The organism is Hominiventricola sp. (assembly GCF_057604405.1).
The window spans coordinates 1-1,803 of sequence record NZ_DBLYVB010000081.1 but is presented as its reverse complement, the minus strand read 5'-3'; the positions used below and the strand labels follow the sequence as shown (position 1 = coordinate 1,803).

Genomic DNA, 1,803 nt, shown 5'->3' with positions numbered 1-1,803 from the left:
AGTGCAGTGCGTATCTACACAAACACAGATCTGTCAGCACATAAATTGTTTACGCTTCTTCATGACATTCAGTACCGCGTCGGCGTGGCATGGCAGAATAACTGCTACAACCAGCCGTGCTATACAAAGTTTTATCTGGCAAGCGATATGGAGTGGAAGTATGTGCTGCCAGCGCTGGCATCGACGGTGACTACCCGGTAGTTTTATGAAGGTATCAACAGCAAAAAACCTCTCGGAAGAAAATTTCTTCCGGGAGGTTTTTTAGCTGTATTTAAATGTGATTACTCAAGAACGAGCAGCAGAGCCATCTTAAACTTGCCCTGAGCAGTAACGCTGTGCAGACCATTCTTATCAAAACGGAAATTCTCACCTGCGGACAGAGTGTAATCCTTGCCCTCGTAACCGATAGTAGCCTTTCCTTCGAGTGCGAAGATGATTGCGTTGCCTGGTGCACGATGTGGTGTCAGACCAGTTCCCTCATCGAATGCCATCAGCACAAACTTCATGGTGCTGTTGCTTACAACGTCAAGATTTGCAATACTTCCCTCCTCATAAGAGATTAAGTCCTTCAGCTTCATTACTTCTCCAGATTTTACAATACTGTTCATGTTTGTCTCCTTTTTCATAATAATTTCTGTATAAACTGTTCCGGTAGCAGTTTCCACTCCGCAGAGGGTGCCGCCAGGAATGATAAGACAGTCACCGTCTGATACCGGCTCCTTTTTTGCCTGATCTCCAATAAGAAAATCAGCAGTTCCTTTTGCACCAATGTAAATGGATGTTACATCATAGCGCTCCTGACTGATGGACGTATCCTTGCCAAGAGAAAAGAATGTAACCGCAGTTGTCTGTCCCATCTTTGCATCGCGTGAGATAGTCATTCCATCCTTGATTGGACGCAGCTGTTCTATTATAAATGCGCCAGCCATAAAAGTGAACTCCCTTCTATTTGCTATTCAGCATAATCGTAATTTTATACTATTCATTATTGTACCCTATAAGTCTTGGAACTTGCAAGAGTTTTATTCAGTAAGCGACACAGGAATAATGCTTCTCAGCTTACGGTCATTGTACATGACCTCATCCACGATGACATTTACATCAAACGACTTGGAAATATTTTCCTCATTCAAGATATCTGCTGCCTTCCCATAGAATCGGTCCCCATTTCTGTTCATCATAAATGCCTCATCTGCAATTCACCGCCGCTCATGCGGTTACAATCCTTCGCGGCAAGATGTGTGATTCCAGTCTTTTCCATCATCGCCTCTGCCATCTCAATCTCCTTTGTGCCCGGCTGCTCAAAGAGGCCAAGGTGTGAGCTTCGGCCCATCATGACCATTTCCAGGCCGGTGTAGGAGAAAGAAAAGCCATGTGTCTGCGGAATATAGGATATCGTGTTCCAGATTTCCTTAGCCTTTAATTGCTGAATGTACTGACCGTTTAAAAGCGAATGACCGCTGCTCCATGAAAGAAGACCGATCATGCATTTTAAAAGAGTTGTTTTTCCGATACCATTTGGCCCAAGAATCGATAAGATATGTCCTGCCTCTAATGAAAAAGTCCTTGAGATGTACGCAGGTACTAGAACTTCGTCAATGGAACCCTAGGGGCTTGCCCCTAGGTTAAGTCAGATGAGATCGAGATCGACCATGACTGGGATGAGACGGCATGGTCAAAACTGCGGGCATTCCTCTAGTATGTCAAATTGTAAGAAAAGTCAAAGTTGTATTTCTGTCAGCGGTATGGTATACTAGACAAGCAGTAAAAATCTTGAAAAAACAGAAAGCTGTACTTTCTGAA

Annotated in this window: 4 protein-coding genes; 1 reads left to right on the top strand and 3 read right to left on the bottom strand. The window is 43.9% G+C overall.

Features of this window, described 5'->3' with window-relative positions:
* Positions 1 to 201 (top strand): rhamnogalacturonan lyase family protein (locus ACZMB2_RS14160; RefSeq protein WP_487597189.1); only part of this gene is annotated, 201 nt, incomplete at its 5' end.
* An 80-nt stretch (positions 202 to 281) separates the two neighbouring features.
* Here ACZMB2_RS14160 and ACZMB2_RS14155 read toward each other — a convergent pair.
* The 3 genes from ACZMB2_RS14155 to ACZMB2_RS14145 form a co-directional block, all read right to left on the bottom strand.
* Complete coding sequence (locus ACZMB2_RS14155) at positions 282 to 929, bottom strand: cupin domain-containing protein (protein ID WP_337641331.1); 648 nt, start codon at positions 927 to 929, stop codon at positions 282 to 284.
* 93 nt (positions 930 to 1,022) lie between these two features.
* Positions 1,023 to 1,181 carry a hypothetical protein gene (locus tag ACZMB2_RS14150; RefSeq protein ID WP_262536078.1) on the bottom strand — a complete coding sequence of 53 codons (159 nt, stop codon included), beginning with the start codon at positions 1,179 to 1,181 and terminating at the stop codon, positions 1,023 to 1,025.
* Positions 1,178 to 1,513 (bottom strand): ATP-binding cassette domain-containing protein, encoded by a 336-nt coding sequence (locus ACZMB2_RS14145; protein ID WP_487597190.1) that lies wholly within the window; start codon positions 1,511 to 1,513, stop codon positions 1,178 to 1,180. Before ACZMB2_RS14145 ends, ACZMB2_RS14150 begins: the two co-directional genes overlap by 4 nt.
* Between the last annotated feature and the right edge of the window lie 290 nt (positions 1,514 to 1,803).

Excerpts from the sequence above, each read along its gene's own strand:
- ACZMB2_RS14155 (WP_337641331.1), bottom strand. The coding sequence starts at position 929 with ATGGCTGGCGCATTTATAATAGAACAGCTGCGTCCAATCAAGGATGGA.
- ACZMB2_RS14150 (WP_262536078.1), bottom strand. The coding sequence starts at position 1,181 with ATGATGAACAGAAATGGGGACCGATTCTATGGGAAGGCAGCAGATATC.